7 protein-coding genes are annotated in these 21231 nt (G+C 69.3%); 3 read left to right on the forward strand and 4 right to left on the reverse strand.

Annotation, left to right across the window (positions count from 1 at the left end; all coding sequences use genetic code 11):
- Position 1: 1 nt before the first annotated feature.
- The 3 genes from AC6CID_RS09870 to AC6CID_RS09880 form a co-directional block, all read right to left on the reverse strand.
- Positions 2–517, reverse strand: a complete 516-nt coding sequence (locus tag AC6CID_RS09870; RefSeq protein WP_071934909.1) for a hypothetical protein — start codon at positions 515–517, stop codon at positions 2–4.
- A complete protein-coding gene (locus AC6CID_RS09875; RefSeq protein ID WP_064060324.1) occupies positions 514–1095 on the reverse strand; it encodes a SatD family protein in 582 nt (193 codons plus the stop codon). The genes AC6CID_RS09870 and AC6CID_RS09875 overlap by 4 nt, the downstream gene beginning before the upstream one ends.
- Before the next feature lie 81 nt (positions 1096–1176).
- Positions 1177–1881, reverse strand: coding sequence for a DUF6875 domain-containing protein (locus AC6CID_RS09880; RefSeq protein WP_220665938.1), 705 nt, complete (start codon positions 1879–1881; stop codon positions 1177–1179).
- Between the two features lie 577 nt (positions 1882–2458).
- Here AC6CID_RS09880 and AC6CID_RS09885 point away from each other — a divergent pair.
- Positions 2459–16189: an amino acid adenylation domain-containing protein gene (locus AC6CID_RS09885; RefSeq protein WP_498353893.1), complete on the forward strand. Its 13731-nt coding sequence runs from the start codon at positions 2459–2461 to the stop codon at positions 16187–16189.
- Here AC6CID_RS09885 and AC6CID_RS09890 read toward each other — a convergent pair.
- Positions 16168–16839 carry a TVP38/TMEM64 family protein gene (locus tag AC6CID_RS09890; protein ID WP_220665973.1) on the reverse strand — a complete coding sequence of 224 codons (672 nt, stop codon included), beginning with the start codon at positions 16837–16839 and terminating at the stop codon, positions 16168–16170. The two genes, AC6CID_RS09885 and AC6CID_RS09890, sit on opposite strands and share 22 nt — an antisense overlap.
- 278 nt (positions 16840–17117) lie before the next feature.
- On the opposite strand from AC6CID_RS09890, the gene AC6CID_RS09895 reads away from it, so the two are divergent.
- Both AC6CID_RS09895 and scpA read left to right on the forward strand, forming a co-directional pair.
- Positions 17118–18983, forward strand: a complete 1866-nt coding sequence (locus AC6CID_RS09895) for a methylmalonyl-CoA mutase family protein (protein WP_033096641.1) — start codon at positions 17118–17120, stop codon at positions 18981–18983.
- Positions 18984–21230, forward strand: coding sequence for a methylmalonyl-CoA mutase (gene scpA / locus AC6CID_RS09900; RefSeq protein ID WP_006551538.1), 2247 nt, complete (start codon positions 18984–18986; stop codon positions 21228–21230).
- Position 21231: the final 1 nt, after the last annotated feature.

Genomic DNA, 21231 nt, shown 5'->3' on the forward strand with positions numbered 1-21231 from the left:
GTCAGGTGATCAGCGCCTGCCCGACTCCGCACACCGCGACCGCCCACAGCACCGAGGTGGACGTGCCGATGATGAACTGTTCGGAGGCGTTCGGTTCGCGTAGTTCGGGATAACGGGCGAGACCCTTCACCGCCATGATGACGGCGATCCCTTCAGGCCATCCGGCGAGGATCGAGGCGGTGACCGCTCCGCGTTCGAGCACGCCGATGACGCGTCCGCCGCGGAGCGGGCCCGGGGGAGGGGTGGGCTCGGGACCGGCATCGGGTTGCCGGCGCGCGATCCGGAACGCCACGAGGACCGCGGGTCCGCCCCCGGTGATCGCCGCCGTGGCGGTGAGAATCAGCGTGGCCGCGAGCGCGACTCCCTGAACCGGTGTGGTCGCGGTGGCGGCGAGGGCTGAACCGGCGAGACCCGCAATGCTCAACGAGGCGGCCGGCCACACCGGCATGCTCGGGCGCAGCGCGAGTGCGGGTCCGAGAGCAGCCACGGCCAGGCACACCAGTGAGAGGACGGTCAACGGTCGGCCCTTTCCAGGAGTCGCCGCACGAGTTCGCGTCCGGCCAGTTCGGCCTGCCACCCGGCGGTGGCGAGGCGCTGGGACACCGCTTGTTTGCTGATGCCGAGACGCTCGGCGATCCGCGCCTGCGACAGGCCCTGACGAGCGAGGTCGACCGCCTCGTGCCCCTGGTCTGTGCGGCGCAGGACGACGGTGGCGAGCAGGGTGAGCGCGGCGTCGACGTCGGCGGTGGCCTCGGCGTCGTCGCCTTCGGCCGCGACCTGCCCAGGGGCGTTCTTGGCGCGTTCGACGGCGGTGCGGGCGTGTTCGAAGGCGGGTCCGCGGCCGGCGCGTGTCTGTTCGGGAAGCGGGGTCTCCACCGGGCCGATTCCCACCCCGATACTCCAGCGTTCCCTCCGGAGGAGGTCGAGGACGAGATCGACGACGAGGGCGGGATCGTCCGCGACGGCCTGGACCTCGTCGCCCGCGGTGCGATCGAAGGGCCGTACCAGCGGAACATCCTGCAGTTCGGTGAGGAGGTCCGCCACGCGGTCGATGTCTCGGCGGCTGCTCCGCTGGTCGACCGTCAAGACGAACATGCGTCAAGTGTGAGGGCTTGATTGTCGATAATCAAGACCTGAAGCTTGACGACCGGAATGTGGGACAGGGACGCGTACAGCCTATCGGCCCGGCTCGTTCCCCGTCAGCTCATGATGGGCGGTGATCGCGTCCACCGCATCGCCGTCGTACTTCATCCGTTTCGCGATGGTGAGGCGGAGTGTCGACGGCAGTGCCGGGGCGAACTTCTTGAAGTAGGCGCACAGCCATTCCTGGCGACCAACGAGAAACGGGAAATCGGTCGTCATCATGTGGCGGGCGACCAGCATCGGCAACGGGGCGTCGAGTGGATGGAAGTCGTGATTCCACAGACCCGGCTGGGTGCAGCCCGGGTAGAACTGGCCGAGCATGAAACCGTGTTCGACGAACCGCGACTTGAATTCCGTGTGGACGACGTCGATCACCTCGAAGCCGGTGAGGTCGGGCAGTACGGTCACGAGCGTCTTCAGGCTCCGGTCGCGATCGTCCTCGCGTAAGAGCGTCGTGTACAGGTCGAACTGGTCCTCCACGATCGTGCCGAGTGCCCCGGCGTCGATTCCGGATCCGTGGACGAATGCAGCTCCGAAGAGCTGCTTGCCGATCGACGGGCGAACGAACGGGCACACGGGCCCGCTGCGGCCGAGGTCGGGGTTGGGTTCGGTGAGATACCCGCTCGCCCACCTTCTCAACAGGTGGGCGCTCGCTTCGTCTGCGTACTCGGAGGTTTCACCGAACAGGTCCACCCAGACCGTGCCCGAACGAGGTCCGATTCGTCTCTGGATCGGCATCTGCGCTTCCTCCCTCCAGGGGATGGATGTCGCGTGTTCGTGGGAACTGGGGAGGGTTCCCGGGAAGGATTGCCGGAAGGCTGTTTCGAGCAACAGGCATGAAAGAAGTGGAAATTGTTGCAGTGCAACATAATCGACTGCACCGGTCCGGCCTCGTGCATCGTCCGCTCTCGTGGATTCAGTACTCGTGCGACCGTCGGGCCGGGCGTGAATTCCCCTTCGTCCGGAGTTTACCGAGAGTTTTGCATTCTAAGTTTGTAAAACGAGCATAGCGCGGACGGAAGGTTTCTATCCATCCCATCAAACAAACCTAAGGTTTATGGTGTGAAAATGCCGAATGTCGAGATGTGCGAGCGTCGTCCTCTGCGAGATGTCCTGGTCGCATCTCGATCTCGTTCTACTGCACGGCATTGCAGCAACCCCGTCCCCGTCCTACGCTGACGCATACATTCTCGAAGCGGCGTGCAGACTCGGTCGTTCCCGCTCGCGAGCTGTGCACGATGCTCGAGGGCATCCGGCTCGACGAGGCGCTCCCGTTCGCCGCTGCCGCTGCACACATCCTCGTGAAGGGGGCGCTGTGGCCACTCCCGTCGTAGGCACCGCGCAGAACTCCGACGCGCGCGCGGGTGCGTTTCCGCTGACTCCGGCCCAGTACGGTATCTGGCTCGCCCAGCAACTCGTACCCGAAGTCCCTTTCGTCATTGCCCAATACGTGGAGTTCCGTGGAGAACTCGATCTCGAGTTGCTGAAGTGGGCGTCGACGACCGCCGGTCGGGAGTTCGAGACCGTCCTCCTGCGCCTCGTCGACGTGGACGGCCGTCCGTACCAGGTCGTCGACCGGGACCTCGATGTACCCACCGAGGTCGTCGACCTCCGTGACGAATCCGATCCGCGGGGGGTGGCCGAGGAGTGGCTCCGGCGGGATGTGGAAGCACCCGTCGACCTGATGGCAGACCGGTTGTGCCGCATAGTGGTTCTGCGCACAGGTGATGCCAGTTACCTCGTGTACGTCAAAGCCCATCACATCGCGCTCGACGGGTTCGGAGCGATGATCATCGTTCGCAGGGGAGCCGAACTCTATTCCAGGGCACTCGCCTCCCGGAGTTCCGGCCAGGACGGGGCCCCGCCGGAGAAGCCGCCGGCGGATCTGCGGACGTTGTACGAGAAGGACCGGCAGTATCGCGCGTCGAACCGATTCGTCGCGGACCGTGAGTACTGGAGCGAGCGGATCCGCGACCTGCCCCATGTCGACACCACCGAGGTGCCCCCGGCGGTCCGGACCATCACGGCGGAGGCGGATCTGTCGGACACTGCGGACGTCTACCTGTCGGGGTCCCCGCCGACGCGGGACGCCTCCTCGGCCGCAGTGGTACTCGCGGCCGCCGCCTGTTTCTTCTCGCGGCGGTCGGGACGGTACGACGTGCTCGTGAACATCCCGGTGTCGGCGCGGACGACGGCCGAGCTGCGACGCTCCGCCGGAATGCTCGTCAACGTGGTTCCCCTGCGGATCCGGGTGGATCCGAGCGAACCCGTCGAGGATCTCGTCCGGCGGATGCAGGTCGAGCTCGTCGGAGCCCTCCGACACCAGGCGTGCGGACTCGACGACATCCGCCGGGCGACATCCGAACCGGTGTCCCGCTTCTCGGTCCCCTTGGTCAACGTCATGCTGTTCGATCAGCAACCCGTACTGGGCGACATCGTGGGAACACCACATGTCCTGTCGCGCGGGCCCGTCGGGGACCGGCTGATCACCGTCCACCGCCGCAGTGTGCCGGTCGGCACCGTGATCGAATTCCGGGCGAATCCGAACCGATACGAGGAGAACGAGATACAGGCGCAGTGCATCTGTTTCACCGAGATCCTCGAGCAGTTCGTCGCAGCCGCCCCTCGAACGCCGGTCGGTTCGATCCACCCGCCGAGCGCCGGAGCGGCCGCACCTCGTTACCGGCGGAACACCGTGCTCGATCACTGGCGGCATCTTCTGGCCGGTGCACCTACCCCGCCCGCCCTGTCACCGTCCACGCAGGCACCTGCCGGTGGACGGGCGCGCAACGCGGGATCTGCTTCGGCGTGGGCGCAGTTCGTCCATCCCCTCGGCATCGGACCGGGTCGAGCGAGCGCCGAATGTGCCGACGATCGTGTCCCGATCCTGCAGGCTGCCAACGCGATCCTCGTCGCCAGGTCGGGTGGTACCGACGACGTCGTCCTCGGTGTCCCTGCCCCGGCCGGTACCGCTCCTGCTCGCACGGTCCTGCCCCTACGCACCCGAGTGCGCCTCGACGAGCCGTTCCGAGATCTCCTCGAGGACATCTCCCGGGGGACTCGGGACGCTCTCGCACACGCCGACATACCTGCCGCGACACTGCTCGACGCGCTGGCGCCGACACGGAACGGATCGCGCGCCCCACTCTTCCGCGTCACCGTCGAAGGACGGGGCGATGCGGACAGGGAGGTGGAGAACGCCGTCCTCGGCGACGTCGGCCTGCGTATCGATCTGGAGCGTCCGCGATCCGGCGACGGTGCCGGGCGCGAGTCGACGTCCACGGACGTGCTCCGCATCCGATACGCCACGGACGTCTACACCGCGCCGACCGTCGAGCGCATCGCCCGCCGACTGGAACGTATCCTCCTGACGGTCGAAGAGGATCCGGAGATACGGGTCGGCGACATCGATCTGCTCGACGCAGCCGAACGGACCGCACTCGCTCCCGTGACGGGTCCGCCGCCGGTGACCGAACGCCTGCTGCCGGAAATCCTCACCGACGCTGCACTCCGCACCCCCGCGGCCACCGCAGTGTCGTGCGGCGAGACCCGGATCGACTACCGGGAACTCGACGAACGATCGAATCGGCTGGCCCGCATGCTCGCCGAGCGCGGCGCAGGACCGGAACGTTTCGTCGCGATCGGCATGGCCCGGTCCGTCGACTCGATCGTCTCGATCTGGGCCGTGGCGAAGACGGGCGCGGCCTTCGTTCCGGTGGACCCCGCCTATCCACCCGTCCGGATCGAGTACATGCTGCGCGACTGCGGCGCCGTGCTCGGACTCACCACTACCGGCGAACGGTCCCTGCTTCCCGGCACCGTGCCGTGGACCGCGGTCGACGATCCGGAGGTGGTCACGGAGACGACGCGATACACCGGGTCTCCGGTGACCGACACGGACCGGTGCGCGCCCGCGCGTTCGGATCAACCCGCCTACCTCATCTACACCTCCGGATCGACGGGACAGCCGAAAGGCGTGGTCGTCACCCACGGGGGACTGTCGAACCTCGTCGCGCACACCCGCACCCTCGCCGACCACGACGCGCGGGTCTGGCACGGGACATCCCCGAGCTTCGACCTGGCGGTACTGGAGTTGCTCGTGGCGTTCGGCTCGGCGGCGCACCTGGTGATCGGCCCGCCCGATGCGTCCGCCGGTGACGACCTCGCACATGCATTGCGCGCCGAGCGGATCACCCACTTCTGCACCACTCCTGCGGTCCTTGCAACGATCGATCCGGCGGTCCCCGAGGACCTCTCCTTCGTGAGCGTCGGCGGTGAGGACTGCCCGGCATGGCTCGTGGAGAAATGGGCGCCGGGCCGCCGCATGGTCAACGGGTACGGGCCGAGCGAGATCACCGTGCAGATGGCGTCGGAGGACCTCGTGCCCGGCAGACCGGTCACCGCAGGCACTCTCGGACCCGGATTCCGGTCCGTCGTGCTCGACACACGCCTGAATCCGGTGCCGCCCGGGGTGATCGGCGAGCTGTATCCGGCAGGACCTGCCCTGGCGCGGGGATACCACCGGCGACCGGGGACGACGGCGACGCGGTTTGTCGCCGACCCGTTCGGGCCGGCGGGGTCGCGGATGTACCGCACCGGCGATCTCGTGCGGTGGTCGACGAACGACGACAGCGCAGAGAACGACAGCGCAGCGGCCACCTCGGGTCTGCGGCTGATCTACGCGGGGCGCGCCGACCTGCAGGTCAAGGTGCGGGGGCGGCGCATCGAACTCGGCGAAGTGGAAACAGCACTGCTCCGCCACCCCGACGTCGAGCAGGCCGTGGCGGTGGTCCGGCGCGAGACCGGATCCGACCGGGTCGTGGCGTACGTGGTGCCGCGCACCGGTTCGGTCCCGGATGCCTCGACGATTCGTGATGCGCTCGCGGCGGAACTCCCGGATTTCATGGTCCCGGCTGTGGTGGTGCCGCTGGCAACTATGCCGATCACGGCCAACGGCAAGCTGGACCGTGCCGCGCTGCCGGCCCCGGACCGCCGGGGCGTGCTCCATCGTCCTCCGCGCACGGGGCTGGAACGGACTCTCACGGGGGTCTTCGCGGACGTTCTGCATCTGTCCCCGGATCGGGTCGGCGTCGACGACAACTTCTTCGAACTCGGAGGCGATTCCCTGTCGGCGACCGGCGTCGTGGCGGGGATCCGGTCCGCACTGCACGTCGAAGCACCCATCAGGATGCTCTTCGAAGCACCGACGGTCGCCGAGCTGGCACCGCGCCTCGCGGAGTGCGGTGTCGCCCGGACGCCGTTGACACCCCGACGCCGGCCGGACCGGATCCCGTTGTCCTACGCGCAGTCCCGGTTGTGGTTCATCCACCGTTACGAAGGTCCGTCGCCGACCTACAACATCCCCATGGCGGCACGCCTGACCGGACGGGTGGACATCGACGCGATGAGGGCGGCGTTCGGCGATGTCGTGGCACGCCACGAGTCCCTGCGCACGGTCTTCGAGGAATCCGACGGAGTCGCCTTCCAGCGCATCCTTCCGGTCGAGCGGACCTCATTGTCGCTGCCTGTGCGGGCAGTGACCGCCGACGAGGAGCACGCGACCGTGCGCGCCGAGGCGCGGCGGCCCTTCGACCTGTCCACCGACATTCCGGTGCGGGCCACACTGCTGCGGACCGGTTCCGACGACCACGTGCTGGTGCTCGTGCTGCACCACATCGCCGGCGACGGCGCGTCGATGGTGCCGCTGGTGCGCGACATGCTGCTGGCATACGCGGCCCGGTCGGGGGGGACCGAACCACGGTGGGATCAATTGCCGGTGCAGTACGCCGACTACACCCTGTGGCAACGGGACGTGCTGGGGGACGAGGACGAGACGGGAAGCATCCTGCACGGGCAGTTCTCCTACTGGCGAGAAGAACTCGCCGAGGTCCCGGAATGCCTTTCTCTTCCGCTCGACCGTCCCCGCCCCGCGGTGCAGTCCTTCCGCGGTGGCCGGGTGGAGTTCACGATCCCCGCGGAGCTGCGCCTCGCGGCGGACGACCTGGCTGCCGAGCACGGGGCCACCGCGTCGATGGTCTTCCAGTCGGCACTCGTGGTGCTCCTGCACAAGCTCGGTGCGGGAGACGACATCACGATCGGTGGTCCGGTGGCCGGGCGGACCGATGAGGCTCTCGCCGATCTCGTCGGATTCTTCGTCAACACCTGGGTGCTGCGCGTGGACGGCATCACCGGACGATGGACGCTCGCCGATGTCCTCGACCGCGTGCGGGCCAAGGCGCTGGCCGCCTACGAGAACCAGGACGCGCCCTTCGAACGGTTGGTGGAACTGCTCGCCCCGGCGCGCTCGACCGCCCATCACCCGCTGTTCCAGGTCGCATTCGCATTGCAGAACAACCCGCTGCCGAGCCTGGACCATCCGGACATCCACGTCGAGATGCTGCCCGTCGCGACCGACATCGCGCGGTTCGACCTGTACATCAGCGTGTCGGAGCGCGCGTCCGCCGAGGACGGCGGGCTGCTCGGCAGCATCGAATACGCGAGCGATCTGTTCGAGCGCGACACCGTCGAACGATTCGCGGACCGGTATCTCCGTGTCCTCGACTCCCTCGTGAGATCGCCGCACCGACGGGTCGACGTTGTCGACCTGCTCGATCGATCGGAGCGCGACCTGCTCCTCGACGCGTGGAACGGCCCGGCTGCCACCACCGATGACCGGACGGTTCCGGCCGTGCTCGCCGAACGGGTCGCGGCGACACCGGACGCACCGGCGCTGACCAGCGTCGCCGGCCGATGGACCTACCGCGACCTCGATGCCCGGGCCAACCGGCTGGCTCGTCTGCTTGTCGAGTTGGGTGTGGGGCCCGAGTCCGTGGTGGTCGTCGCCCTGGATCGGTCCCCGGCACTGGTCGTCGCTCTTCTCGCGGTGTCGGCGGCGGGTGGCGCCTATCTGCCGTTGGACCCCGCCTATCCGAGCGAACGCACCGCCTTCGTCCTCGCCGACGCCGCGCCCCGCGTGCTGGTCACCGACAGTCGATTCACCTCACATGCGACCCCCGCCGTCGTCGTGGTCGTCGACGAGGCGGGCCGCCCGACGTCCCACGCCCTGCCCGACGATGCGCGACCGCTCACCGACTTCGACAGGATCGCGCTGCTGCACCCGTCGAACACGGCGTACACGATCTACACGTCCGGTTCCACGGGTGTCCCGAAGGGCGTGGCCGTCACGCATCGGAATCTCGTGCACCTCGTCGAGCACGGATGGACCGGTTCGCGACCGCGACACCGGATGTCGCTGGTGTCCTCACCGGGTTTCGACGCGTCGGTGTACGAGATCTGGCCCGCCCTGATCGGCGGTACCGAACTGGTGCTCGCGCCACCCGGTCTGCTCGATCCGTCGACGGTCGCGCGGATGATCTCCGAACACGGTGTGACGACGATGTTCGTCCCGACACCGCTGTTCCACGCCCTCGCCGACCCCGCCGTCGTTCCGGAGCGGGTGTGGGACGGTGTGGACCAGGTGGTCACGGCCGGTGACGTGCTGTCCCCGGAGGTCGCACGCCGCTTTCACGAATCGCATCCCTCGACGTTGCTCGTCAATGCGTACGGACCGACGGAAACGACGGTGTGCGCGACGATGTACCTCGTCGAGGACGCGTTCGCCCGAGGAGACCGCGCGTCGGTCCCGATCGGCACGCCGATCCCGGGAGTGGCGGTCCTCGTCCTCGACGCCGGACTGCTGCCGGTGCCTCCCGGTGTCCCCGGCGAGTTGTACATCGCCGGGGACGGGGTCTCCCGCGGATATCCCGGTCGTCCGGCCACGACCGCGGCACGATTCGTGGCATCTCCGTTCGGCGGGCCGGGGGAGCGGATGTACCGCACCGGCGACGTCGTGCGGTGGATCCGCTCGACGAGCGATGCCGAGGGCTCGGGTGGGCACCTGGAATTTGTGGGCCGCTGCGACGATCAGGTCAAGGTCCGCGGCTTCCGGGTCGAACCCGGTGAGATCGAAGCGGTCCTGGGTGCGCATCCGGCGGTGGCCCGCGCCGCCGTGGTCGTGCGGGAGACTCCGGGCCACCACGAGACCGGACGACTGGTCGCGTATGTGGTGCTCGACCGGGAACAGACACTGCTCGCCGACCCGACCCGCGCGACCGGCACCGTCGAGCGGTGGAGGGCACTGTACGACGACGTGTACTCCGCGCCGCCGCCCGAGGACAGCGGCGACAGCGGCGCCTTCGCGGGTTGGAACGCCACCGACACCGGGCAGCCCATCCCGGTCGAGCAGATGTGGGACTGGCGCGACGCCGCAGTGCGGGCCGTGCGGCGGCTCCGGCCCCGGCGTCTGCTCGAGATCGGCGTGGGCTCCGGTCTCCTGCTCCGAGAACTGGCCCCCGACTGTGCCGAGTACTGGGGCACGGACTTCTCGGCCCCGACGCTCGAGACGCTGCACTCCGCCGTGCGATCGCAGCCGTGGGCCGAGCGGGTGACGTTGAGGACGCAACCGGCGCACGCGACCGAGGGGTTGCCCCAGCGGTACTTCGACACCGTCGTGCTCAATTCTGTGATCCAGTACTTCCCGGATGCGGCGTATCTGCTCGAGGTGCTCCGGAAGATCCTGCCGCTGCTCGCACCCGGCGGATCGATCCATCTCGGCGATGTCCGGAACCAGGCGCTGCTGCCGCACTTCGCCGCCGCTGTGGAACTCGCCCGTGCCGACGGCACCGAGACCGCGGACACGATCCGCGAACGCGTCCGCCGTGCCGCGCTCTCCGAACGGGAACTGCTGCTCGCCCCCGAGTTCTTCGCCGGTCTGCTCCGTCGTCTGCCCGGTGTCACCGGGGTCGACATCGAACTCGGCCGGATGCGGACGGCCAACGAACTCGGCCTGTACCGCTACAGCGTGGTGCTGCACACCGGTACCGGACCCAGGTCGCTCGCCGATGTTCCGTGCCGGACCTGGGCGGGATTCGGAACACTCGCCGCGTTCGCCGACCGGCTACGGACCGACCGTCCCGACGCCCTGCGCGTGACCGACGTACCGCACACCGCCCTGCAGTCCGTGATCGCCGCGACTACCTCCCTCGATGCGATGCCCGGCCACACGCTCGTACCGGAACCGGACCTCCGGCCACGATCGGACGGCATCGGTCCTGCGGACTTGGATCTGCTCGGCGCCGAACTCGGCTACCGGGTCGCCGTGACGTGGTCGCAGGAACCGGGATCGATGGAGGTGATCGTCTTCCGCGACGACCTGGACGACAAGGCCGATGCAGCGCTGACCGATGTGTACCGTCCGGCCGATGACATCGACAGCCTCGCCCGCTATGTCAACGACCCCGCCGCAGAGGAGCGACTCGACGACGTCCGTCGCTTCGTCCGAGAGCGGTTGCCCGACTACATGGTTCCGGCCGCGTTCGTCCACATGGCCGACCTGCCGGTGACGGTGCACGGCAAACTCGACCGCCGCGCGCTGCCGGCCCCGGAGGTCGCGACGCAGAGCGACAGCTACATCGCACCGACCACCGACACCGAACGGGCCCTCGCTCGGGTGTTCGCCGACGTGCTCGGCGTCGACCGGGTGGGAACACAGGATTCGTTCTTCGCTCTCGGCGGCGATTCGATCATGTCGATCCAGCTGGTCGCGCGGGCCAAAGCTGAGGGACTGGTGCTCTCGCCCCGAGATGTGTTCGAACACAAGACCGTTGTAGCGCTTGCCGCGGCGGTCACCCTGGCCGGACGGGCCGAGATGACGCTCGAGGAACTGCCGGGTGGTGGCGTCGGCGACGTTCCGCTCACCCCGATACTGCGGTGGCTGGTCGGGCACGGCCGAACGTATCCGGGCTTCTGCCAATCGGTGTCGGTTCCGCTGCCGGATCGACTCCGCGAGGCCGACCTTCTCGCGGCCCTGCAGGCGGTCGTGGATCGGCATGACATGCTGCGGGCGCGGCTCCACGCGGAGCCCGGAACGCCTGACGCGCTGCATCTCGAGACACGGCCCATCGGATCCGTCTCGGCGTCGTCGATCCTGCGTCACGTCCGGGTCGACGACCTCACGGGGCCCGAATTCACCGCGATCGCCGCCGCCGAGCACGCTGCCGCGACCGGACGGTTGGATCCCGGCAGGGGAGTGATGTTGCAGGCGGTGCGATTCGAGGCGGGACCCGCGTCGCGGCTGTTGCTCGTGGCACATCATGCCGTGATCGACGGTGTCTCCTGGCGGATCCTGCTGGGCGACCTCGCTGCTGCGGCGGCTCGACTCGAACACGGACTCGACCCGGATCCCGCACCGACGGGCACCTCGATGCGCCGCTGGGCGCACGGTCTCGTCGAGGTCACCCGCCGCGGCACGCGCGCGGCCGAACTACCGTTCTGGATCTCGACCCTGTCGGGTCCGGATGCGCTGCTCGGCGCCAGAGAGCTGGACCCCGCGGTCGACGTCGGGGCCACCGTCGACACCGTCACCGTCGAGGTTCCCGCTCCCGCGACCACCGCGCTGCTGAGCGTCCTCCCGGTGGCCTTCCACGGGAGCATCGTGGACGGTCTCCTCGCAGCCCTGGCCGGAGCCGTCGTCGCGCAGCGCGCCGAGCGCGGGATCGACCTCGCTCGGGTGCTCGTGGCGTTGGAAGGGCACGGCCGGGAGGAGCAGGTCGTGCCGGGAGCCGATCTGTCCCGGACGGTCGGATGGTTCACCGCGGCCTATCCGGTGCGACTGGACCTGACCGGTATCGACGTGGAGGCCGTGGAACGCGGCGGCACCGCAGCGGGAACCGTGATCAAGACCGTCAAGGAACACCTGCGTGCCGTTCCCGACCACGGGATCGGATACGGGATGCTGCGGTATCTCGACGACGAGGGCCGCGCCGCGCTCGAACCCCTGCCGGCACCCCGGCTCGCCTTCAACTTCCACGGCCGGAGCACGCTGCCGGACGCCGTCACGGACATCGACTTCGGCGGTGGCCTCGATCCCGCTCAGCCGGTACCGGCGGTGATCTCCGTCAACGCCATGGTCGTCGACACCGCTGACGGTCCGGTGCTGCGCGCGGATCTCGCCTATGCGACCGGGGTCATCGCCCGCCCGGAGGTGTCGGATCTGGCCGAACGGTGGCGACGCATGCTGAGCGGCCTCGCCCGTCACGTCGCCGAACCGGGCGCGGGAGGGCATACCCCGTCGGATCTGCCGCTGGTCCCGTTGAGCCAGGAGCGCCTCGACGAGCTCGAGCGCCGTTATCCCGGCCTCGAGGACGTGTGGCCTCTCACCCCCTTGCAGACCGGCTTCCTGTTCCATGCCCTCCGGAACGATTCGATCGACGCGTACACGGTGCAACTGACCCTGCACCTGGGCGGTGTCGTCGATCCGCGACGCCTCCGGCGGGCGGTGGCCGCCCTGGCGGCGCGGCATCCGAACTTGCGGGTGAACTTCGTCTTCGACGGGGAGTCCCCGCCCGTGCAGGTCGTGCAGGCGTCGGTCGAACTGCCGTTGTGTGAGCGGGATCTGAGCGATCTGGACCCCGAGGATCGTGTGGTGGCACTGGTCCGACTGCAGACCGAGGACCGGACGCAGCGTTTCGACACGGCGCACGGACCGTTGGTGCGCCTGAGCCTGATCAGGATGGGACCGGACGATCACCGGCTGGTGTTCACCAACCACCACATCCTGCTCGACGGTTGGTCGGCGCCGTTGCTGCTGAAGGAACTCCTCGTGCTGTACGGCACCGAGGCGGACACCGGGGTTCTCCCGCCGGTACGTCCCTACCGGGACTACGTGCGGTGGCTCGTGCAGCAGGACCCGGCGCCCGCGCGCGACGCCTGGTCGCGGTATCTGGCCGGTCCGGATCGGCCCACGCTGGTCGCCCCGGACGCCGAGCAGTCCTCCGTGCAGGCCCTGTCCGAGGAGACCACACGGGCGCTCGATCCTGCGGACACCCGGCGCCTAAAGGCCTTCGTCCGGGACCGCGGACTCACCGTCGGCACGGTGGTGCAGGTCGCGTGGGGGATCGTGCTGGCGAAGCTCACCTCGCAGCGCGACGTCGTGTTCGGATCGACCGTCTCCGGGCGGCCCGCGGAGGTCGACGGGGTCGAGGAGATGATCGGCCTGTTCGTCAACACGGTTCCCGTGCGGGTCCGGCTCGACCCGTACGAGACGCTCGCCGTGCTCGTCGAGCGAATCCGTGCCGAGCAGACCGCGCTGCTCGACCGGCATCACCTCGGCCTCACCGAGATCCAGCAGGTCGCCGGACCTGCCGCCGGGTTCGACACCCTGACGGTGTTCGAGTCGTATCCGGTCGACCGTGCGGCTCTGTCCGACGCGGTCGACATCGCGGGCATGCAGGTGCGCGAGGTCACCGGACACGATTCCGGCCACTATCCGCTGACCCTCATCGCACACGTCGACGACGCGCTGCGGCTGCGACTGAGTTACCGTCCGGACCTGTTCGACGGGGCCGCGGCCGACGCGATCGTGTCGCAGGTCGCCCAGGTCCTCGAGGCCGTCGTCGACCGGCCGGCGGTGCCGCTCGGCCGCCTCCGCTGGTTCGGGGACGAGGTGCCGGTCGTGTCCGCTCCCGGCACCGCCCCTTCACGGATGTGGACGGAGATCCTCGACGACTGGATGTCACGGTCCCCGGAGTCCGTCGCCGTCGTCGATGCGGGCAGGCAGTGGACCTACGCGGAGCTGGACGAGCGGGTCGAGCGGCTCGCACATCTGCTCGTCTCCCGCGGAGCAGTACCGGAGACCACCATCGTGGTGGCGATGCGGCGATCGTTCCTGCGGGTCGTCGCGATGCTCGCCGTCGTCCGCGCCGGTGCCGTCTACGTGCCCGCCGACCCCGACCAACCCCGCGACCGCGTCACCGCGATGATCCGGACGGTCACACCGCTCTGCGTGCTCGTCGACGGACCCGAACCGGCGGTGCCCGACGGGGTATCCGTCGTGCCCGTCCGGGACCTCGACCTCGACGGTGCGCCGGCAACGCCGGTGCCGGATATCAACCGCCGCGTGCCGGTTCGCGCCGACAACACGGCGTACGTGATCTTCACGTCCGGATCGACGGGCACGCCGAAGGCCGTGACCGTGACCCATCGCGGTATCGCCGAGCTGGTCGATCGGCTCTCGACGGTCGCCGACCGCGAGTCGCGTGTCGCGCAGGCGATGCTGCCGGTGTTCGATGCCTCGTTGCTGGAGACGATCGTCGCGTTCTCGGCCGGGGCGCGGCTCGTCGTGGTGCCACCCGGTATCGCCGCCGGCGACGACCTCGAGCGTGTGCTCGCCGACGAGGAGATCACGCACCTGTACACCACACCCGCGGTGCTGGCGACGCTGGATCGGGACGCGCTGCCGGCTCTGACGTTCGTGAGCGTCGGTGGCGAGGCGTGCCCGCCGTCCCTGGTGGAGACGTGGGCCCGGAGCCGTCACATGGTCAACGGCTACGGTCCGAGCGAGGCCACGGTGATGTCGAACCTGCTCGATCCGCTCGTCCCCGGCGAGAATCCCACCGTGGGACCGCCGATGCCCGGTTTCGACGAGTACCTGCTGGACTCGTACCTGCAACCCGTCGCCGGCGGCGCGGTGGGGGAGCTGTACCTCGCCGGACCGGGTCTGGCGCGAGGGTATGCGGGCCAACCCGGCCTGACCGCGACGCGTTTCGTCGCCGACCCCCTCGGCGCACCGGGGCGCCGGATGTACCGCACGGGGGACCTGATGCGCTGGACCCGCACCGCGGCGGGCGCCGAGCCCGTCTACGTCGGGCGCAGTGACTTCCAGATCCAGCTGCGCGGTCTGCGCATCGAGCTCGAGGAGGTCGAGGCGGCACTGCTCCGGCATCCGGCCGTTGCCCAGGCCGTGGTCGTAGTGCGTGACGACGGTAGCGGCGACCGGCTGGTCGGATATGTGGTGCCCACCGGGACCGTTCCGATCGAGGCGCCCGAGATCCTGCATTTCGCGGCCACCGGGCTGCCGCGGTACATGGTCCCGTCGGTGATCGTCGTGCTACCGGGCCTGCCCGTCACCCCGAGCGGGAAGGTGGACAGGTCGGCGTTACCGGCGGCCGCGCCGGTCGGGGCTGCCTACCGGGCGCCGCGCACACCGACCGAAGGTGCCGTGGCCCGCGCGTTCGCCTCCGTCCTCGAACGCGACCGGATCGGGATCGACGACAACTTCTTCGACCTCGGCGGCAACTCGCTCGCCGCGACCGCCGTGGCATCGAAGCTGCGCAGCGAGCTGGGCCGGGAAGTTCCCCTGTCCCTGGTCTTCCTCGACCCCACACCGGCCGGCCTCGCGGATCGCCTCGACGAGCCGACGGCGACCACTGCTCCGACGACCGGCATGTTCGATGTGCTGATCCCCCTGCGAGGGCACGGTCACCGCCCACCGGTGTTCTGCGTACATCCCGCGATCGGCTTGTCCTGGGTGTACGCGGGACTGCTGCGCCACCTGCCGGATCGGCCGGTGTACGGGCTGCAACTGCCGTACCTCTCGGGCGGACCCCTCGACGCGACGCCCGCCGAACTGGCGCACCGCTACGTCGAGGAGATGCGGGCCGTGCAACCGCAAGGTCCCTACACCGTGCTCGGCTGGTCCCAGGGCGGACTGATCGCCCACCACATGGGTGTCGAACTGCGCGCCGCGGGGGAGACCGTCGACCTGGTCGTCCTCGATTACTACCCGCTCGAACGCGAGCGGCGTGCCCACACCCACGCGGAGCTGCTGGCGGGACTGGGCATCGAACTGCCTCACGCGACGCCGGACGAGATGACCTCCGAGCAGCTGCTCGACGCGGTGAACCGCAGTCTCGGGCACGAGACCGGACTGTCCACCGCCGACCTGGAGCGGATCCTCACGGCCTATGCGCACGTCCATCGGGCCGCGCCGACGCTCGACCTGCGATGTTTCGACGGCGACCTGCTGTTCGTCGCCGCGGCGCGATCGCTCGGCACGGACGACGGTGCGTCACCGGCCCTGTGGCGGCCGTGGGTGTCCGGCACGATCACCGAGCACACGATCGACTGCGACCATCTGGAGATGATGACCCCGGCCGCGCTCGCCGTCCTCGGCCCGATTCTGGCCGACTATCTCGTCGCCGGATCCTGATCCGGCTCGACGACGGCGTCGAGCGCCGAACCGGCGGGCTCGGGGAGTCGAGCCTCGAGCAACAGCCCGGCGAGACCGAGCGCGATGCACACCCCGGTGATCACCATCAGCCGCGGATCGGTCTGCCCGGTCAGGGCGTCGCCGAGGAGTACGACCGCCACGGTGCCCGGCAGGATGCCCACGACCGTCGCGAGTGTGTAGGGGACGAGACGGACCGCCGAGACGGCGCAGCAACAGTTCACGACGAAGAACGGGGCGGCGGCGATCAGCCGCAGGGAGCCGACCGCGAGCCATCCGCGGCGTGCCAGCCGCAGATCGATCGCTCTCGCCGCCGGGTGCGTGAGGCGCGATTCCACGGCCTTGCGTCCGACGGCCCGCACGAGCAGGAACGCCAGGACGGCGCTGACCGTGGAGGCGGCGACCGTTACGCCGATACCGACGGCACTTCCGAACAGCACGCCGGCGCTGAGAGTGAACACCGTGCGCGGAATCGGGGCGATCGTGACCAGGGCGTGGACGGCGAAGAACGCCAGGACAATTGCCGGGCCGTGCACCGATTCCGACCACTCCCGGATCTGGGCGATCGTCGGATGCGGCACCACGAGAGCTACGACGACGAGAGCCGCCACCAGGCCCAGGATGCCGAGCACTCTGCGGTCTGCGGCAAGCCTCGTCACGAGCGTCCACACTACCGGCCGGGCGGTCTCTTGCATCCCCGCGAGCAGAGTGACGAAGGCGGCACGATAACGTTCCGATCGAGGACGTCGTTATCGAGCGCTAGAAAAACTGTGGTGATCCCCACAACGATCGCGCGATGTGCGGGGATAGCATCACACCGAAGGCAACCTACCCATTTCGAGGTTGCCCACCTCCGGCCGACAACGCCGTCCGTACAAAGCCTGCAAACCCGCAGTAGGAGGAATCGCCCGTGTCATTAGCTGCAGAAGCCGAGGATGCCGCGCGCGCATATGCGCAGTGGCAGGACGCGGTGGCGGGGGTGCTGGCCAAGTCCCGACGTGTCGACCCGGCCGAACTCGGACCCGAGCCGCAGCGTCTGCTCGAGACCACGACCTACGACGACGTCACCGTCGCGCCGCTGTACGGCGTCCGCGACGAGCGCGACGAAGCGCCGCTTCCCGGTGAGTTCCCGTTCGTCCGCGGCGGCTCGTCCACGCGCGACGTCAACACCGGCTGGCTCGTCGACGTCCGGTTCACCGGCACCGACGCGGCCTCGGTCAACGAGCGCATCCTCGACGCGCTGAACAACGGCGTCAGCTCGGTGTGGCTCGGTCTCGGCGCCGGCGCGGTCCCCGTGGACGCGCTCGACACCGCGCTCAACGGTGTGCTCCTCGACCTCGCGCCGGTCCGTCTCGACGCCGGTGCCGACGCGGTCGCAGCGACCACCGCCGTGTACTCCGTGCTCGACAACCGCACCGATATCGAGGACCGCGCCGCCGTGCGCATCTTCCTCGGTGCAGCGCCGCTCACCAGCGCGTTCTCCGAGCGTCCCGACGTATCTCTCGACGAGGCCGTCGAACTGGCACGGGCCGCCGCCGACCGCACCGAAGCGGTGCGTGCCCTCACCGTGGACGGCACCGCCTTCCACAACGCCGGTTCGTCCGACGCCGAAGAACTCGGTGCCGCGATCGCCGCCGGCCTCGATTATGTGCGAGCACTCGTCGACGCCGGGGTTCCCGTTGCGGCCGCGCTCGGTCAGCTCGAGTTCCGTCTCGCCGCGACCGACGACCAGTTCCAGACCATCGCCAAGTTCCGCGCGGGTCGTCAGGTGTGGGCGCGCGTCGCCCAGGTCGCCGGTGCCCCCGAGGCCGGCAACGCTCCGCAGCACGCCGTGACCTCCGCGGCGATGATGGCCCAGCGCGATCCGTGGGTGAACATGCTGCGCACGACCCTCGCTGCGTTCGGCGCGGGTGTCGGTGGCGCCGACGCCGTCACGGTGCTGCCGTTCGACTCCGCACTGCCGGCCGGTGTGCTCGAGGTGTCCGAGGCGTTCTCCGCCCGGATCGCCCGCAACACCCAGCTGCTGCTGCTCGAGGAGTCCAACCTCGGGCGCGTTCTCGATCCCGCCGCCGGTTCCTGGTACGTCGAGGAACTGACCGCGCAGATCGCAGAGAAGGCATGGGGCTTCTTCCAGGAGATCGAGGCGGCCGGTGGCTACCGCGCCGCTCTCGAGGCAGGGCTGATCGCCGAGCGTGTCGCGCAGACGCGTGCCCGCCGCGAGTCCGACATCGCGCACCGCACGTTCTCGGTGACCGGGGTCAACGAGTTCCCGAACCTGGCCGAGAAGCCGCTGCCGGTCGGTGTCGCCGAGGCCGGCGCGTCCGCCGCGCGGTACGCCGCACCGTTCGAGGCGCTGCGCGACCGCTCGGATGCCTACCTGGCCTCGCACGGTGCCCGCCCGCGGGTGCTGCTCGCCCCGCTCGGGCCGATCGCCGAACACAACGTACGGGCGACCTTCGCGACGAACCTGCTCGCCGCCGGTGGCATCGAAGCGGTCAATCCCGGACCGCTCGATCTCGACGCCGACCTGTCGTCCCTGGTGGGCGACACCGGAACGTCCGTCGCCGTGCTGTGTGGCACCGACACCCGCTACGGCGAGCAGGCCGGTACGGCCACCTCTGCGCTGCGTGCGGCGGGGATCACGACGGTGCTGCTGGCCGGACCCGAGAAGGCCGTGAAGGACGCGCAGGGGGACGATCGTCCGGACGGCTTCCTCACCGCGCGCATCGACGCCGTCGCCGCCCTCACCGACCTGCTGAACACTCTGGGAGCGTAAGTGAGCATCGAACACGAAATCGGCAGCTTCGCCGACGTCCCGTTGACGGACCCGGCCGCGCCGGCGCCCACCGCTCCCACCGCGGAGCAGGCCGCCGCGCTCGTCGAGTCCGTCGCCGAGGCGAACAACTACAGCACCGAAGACGTCGTGTGGTCGACGCCCGAGGGCATCGACGTCAAGCCGGTCTACACCAAGGCCGACCGCGACGCCGTCGTCGCCGAGGGCTACCCGCTCGGCAGCTACCCGGGTCTGGCCCCGTTCGTGCGCGGGCCGTACCCGACGATGTACGTGAACCAGCCGTGGACCATCCGGCAGTACGCCGGCTTCTCCACCGCCGCCGAGTCCAACGCCTTCTACCGGCGCAACCTCGCCGCCGGTCAGAAGGGCCTGTCGGTGGCCTTCGACCTGGCCACGCACCGCGGCTACGACTCCGATCACCCGCGTGTACAGGGTGACGTCGGTATGGCCGGTGTCGCGATCGACTCGATCCTCGACATGCGTCAGTTGTTCGACGGCATCGATCTGTCGCAGGTGTCGGTGTCGATGACCATGAACGGCGCGGTGCTGCCGATCCTGGCGCTGTACGTCGTGGCGGCGGAGGAGCAGGGCGTCAAGCCCGAGCAGCTGGCCGGAACCATCCAGAACGACATTCTGAAGGAGTTCATGGTCCGCAACACCTACATCTACCCGCCGAAGCCGTCGATGCGGATCATCTCCGACATCTTCGCGTATACCTCGGCGAAGATGCCGCGCTTCAACTCGATCTCGATCTCCGGCTACCACATCCAGGAAGCCGGCGCGACGGCCGACCTCGAGCTCGCGTACACCCTCGCGGACGGCATGGAGTACATCCGCGCCGGACTCGACGCCGGCATGGATGTCGACAAGTTCGCGCCGCGCCTGTCGTTCTTCTGGGCGATCGGCATGAACTTCTTCATGGAGGTCGCGAAGCTGCGCGCAGGTCGCCTGCTGTGGAGCGAGCTCGTCGAGAAGTTCGGGGCGAAGAATCCGAAGTCGAAATCGCTGCGCACCCACTCGCAGACCTCCGGCTGGTCGCTCACCGCACAGGACGTCTTCAACAACGTCGCCCGCACGTGCGTCGAGGCGATGGCCGCGACCCAGGGCCACACCCAGTCGCTGCACACCAACGCGCTCGACGAGGCGCTGGCACTGCCCACCGACTTCTCGGCGCGCATCGCCCGCAACACCCAGCTGCTGCTGCAGCAGGAGTCGGGCACCACGCGGCCCATCGACCCGTGGGGCGGCTCGCACTACGTCGAGTGGCTCACCCACGAGCTGGCCGACAAGGCCCGCGCCCACATCGCCGAGGTCGAGGCCGCCGGCGGTATGGCGCAGGCGATCTCGGAGGGCATCCCGAAGCTGCGCATCGAGGAGGCGGCCGCCCGCACCCAGGCGCGCATCGACTCCGGTCGTCAGCCCGTCATCGGCGTCAACAAGTACCAGGTGACCGAGGACCACGAGATCGAGGTCCTCAAGGTCGAGAACTCGCGTGTGCGGGCCGAGCAGCTGGCCAAGCTCGAGCAACTGCGCGCCGACCGGGACGAGGAGGCCACCCGCGCCGCCCTCGACGCGCTCACCCGCGCCGCCGGTGCGCAGAGCCAGGGTCTCGACAACAATCTGCTCGCGCTGGCCATCGACGCGGCCCGCGCGAAGGCCACCGTCGGTGAGATCTCGGACGCCCTGGAGAAGGTCTACGGCCGGCACCAGGCCGAGATCCGTACGATCAGCGGCGTGTACCGCGACGAGGCCGGCAAGGCCACCAACATCACCGCCGCAACCGAACTGGTCGAGAAGTTCGCCGAGGAGGAGGGTCGTCGCCCCCGCATCCTCGTCGCGAAGATGGGCCAGGACGGTCACGACCGAGGCCAGAAGGTGATCGCCACGGCCTTCGCCGACCTCGGATTCGACGTCGACGTGGGACCGCTGTTCCAGACCCCCGAAGAGGTCGCCCAGCAGGCGGCCGACAACGACGTGCACGTCGTCGGCGTGTCGTCGTTGGCCGCGGGTCACCTGACGCTGGTCCCTGCCCTCAAGCAGGCGCTGGCCGAGGTGGGCCGCGAGGACATCATGATCGTCGTCGGTGGTGTCATCCCGCCGGGCGACTTCGACGAGCTCTACGCGGCGGGTGCGGCGGCGATCTTCCCGCCCGGAACCGTGATCGCGGATGCGGCGACCGGTCTGCTGACCAAGCTCGCCGCGCAGCTCGGCCACCACCTCGGAGGCTGAC

The organism is Rhodococcus sp. GQ147 (assembly GCF_059759155.1).